The sequence below is a fragment of the Pseudoxanthomonas sp. LjRoot204_2 genome, from assembly GCF_056175765.1.
This window is the reverse complement of record NZ_JBGFFG010000520.1, coordinates 1-2,073: the sequence shown is the minus strand read 5'-3', so window position 1 is coordinate 2,073 and position 2,073 is coordinate 1. Positions and strand designations below refer to the sequence as shown.

Below are 2,073 nucleotides of genomic sequence, written 5' to 3'. Positions count from 1 at the left end.
CCTCAATGAAGCCCGCCGTCTGCAGTCTCAGCTGGGCGAGGGCGATTCCGTCATCACGCGCAACGGCGAACGCCTGGGGGCCGGCTGGGTCCGCGTGCTGCGTTCCGGCGCAGCCAAGCAGGGCGCCCTGCTGCGAGAGCGCGACATCCAGTCGCTGCGCGCCGAGATCGAAACCCTGCAGGCACGCGAAGCGGAGCTGGAAGAACGCTTGGCCGGGCTGCGCGATGCGTTGCTCGCCGCCGAACAGCAGCGCGAAGACGCCCAGCGCACGCTGTACATGGCGCACCGTGGCGTGTCCGAGCTGGCCGGCCAGCTGCAAAGCCAGCAGGGCAAGGTGGACGCTACGCGCACGCGCCTCGAGCGCATCGATGGCGAGATCGCGCAGTTGGTCGACACGCTCGATACCAGCCGCGAGCAGGCCCGCGAAGCCCGCGCGAAGCTCGAAGACGCCGTGACCCGCATGGGCGACCTCGAATCCGCCCGCCAGGCGCTGGAAAGCGAGCGCCGCCAGCTGGTCGACGCGCGCGATCAGGCTCGCGAGGCCGCGCGCGCCTCGCGCGACGCCGCGCACGCGCTGGCGCTGACGCTGGAGTCGCAACGCACCCAGATCGTGTCGTTGAGCCAGGCACTGGATCGCATGGGCGGCCAGCGTGGCCACCTCGATTCGCGCCTGGAAGAACTCACGCTGCAGCTGAGCGAAGGCGATTCGCCGGTGCAGGAACTGGAAGCGCAGCGCCAGGCGGCGCTGGAGCATCGCGTCACCGCCGATCGCCAGCTTGCCGAGGCCCGCTCCCTGCTGGAAAGCATCGACAACGAACTCCGCAAGTACGAACAGACCCGCCAGCAGCGCGACGAACAGGCCGTGGCGCAGCGCGAGCGCATCTCGCAGCGCAAGCTCGACCAGCAGGCGCTCGCGTTGAAGGCCGAACAGCTCTCCGAAGGCGTGGTCGCCGGTGGTTTCGTGCTCGAGGACGTCATCAACACGCTGCCCGAGGTGGCCGACGTGCGCGAGTGGGAACAGGCCGTCACCCAGATCGATGGCCGCATGCGCCGGCTGGAGCCGGTCAACCTGGCCGCCATCCACGAGTACGGCGAAGCCAGCCAGCGCTCGGAATACCTGGATGCGCAGCACGTCGACCTCACCACCGCGCTGGAGACGCTGGAAGAAGCCATCCGCAAGATCGACCGCGAGACGCGCGGCCGCTTCAAGGACACCTTCGATCGCGTCAACGCGGGCGTGCAGCAGCTGTATCCGCGCCTGTTCGGCGGCGGCCACGCCTATCTGGAACTGACGGGCGAGGATCTGCTCGACACCGGCGTGGCCATCATGGCGCGCCCGCCGGGCAAGCGCGTGTCCAACATCTCGCTGCTGTCCGGTGGCGAAAAGGCAATGACCGCGGTGGCCTTGGTCTTCGCCATCTTCCAGCTGAACCCCGCGCCGTTCTGCTTGCTCGACGAAGTCGACGCACCGCTCGACGAGGCCAACGTTGGTCGCTTCACCAACATGGTGAAGGAGATGAGCGAGAAGGTGCAGTTCCTCTTCGTGTCGCACAACAAGGCGACGATGGAAGCCGCACACCAGCTCAGTGGCGTTACCATGCGGGAACCCGGTGTCAGCCGGCTGGTGTCGGTGGACCTGGAAGAGGCCGCCCGCCTGGCCGGCGCCGCCTGACCCTTCATTCCACCTTGCCGGAGAATCCCCTGTGTCCGACATGGCCATGCTTCGTATCGGAATCATCGTCGCCGGCATCCTGTTGCTGGTCGCGATCTTCCTGTTCGGTCGTCCCAAGAAACCCAGCCAGGGCCGCCGGCTGGATCCCTCCGAACGCGATACCGCGCGCGTCGAGCCCAGCCTTGCCGGCGACGACACGAGCGAGCAGGTGCAGGACTACAGTGGCGAGCGCGTCAGCCAGCCCGAACTCGGCCTGCCCGGCGGCACGCCGGTCGCCGGCGCGGAAAGCGACCTCGGCAAGCGGCCCAACCAGGATTTCGACAAGATCGTCTCGCTGTACGTCGCGGCCAAGGCCGGGCAGGTGCTGCGTGGCGAGGACATCGTGGTCGCCGCCGAGAAGA

General features: G+C 68.1%; 1 protein-coding gene and 1 pseudogene. Both read left to right on the top strand.

All coding sequences use genetic code 11. The features are described from left to right. A partial coding sequence (locus AC04L7_RS17410) for a coiled-coil domain-containing protein (protein ID WP_475513531.1) occupies nucleotides 1-1,672 on the top strand: 1,672 nt, incomplete at its 5' end. A gap of 31 nt (nucleotides 1,673-1,703) precedes the next feature. Continuing rightward, nucleotides 1,704-2,073: pseudogene (locus tag AC04L7_RS17405) on the top strand (cell division protein ZipA); the annotation flags it as partial.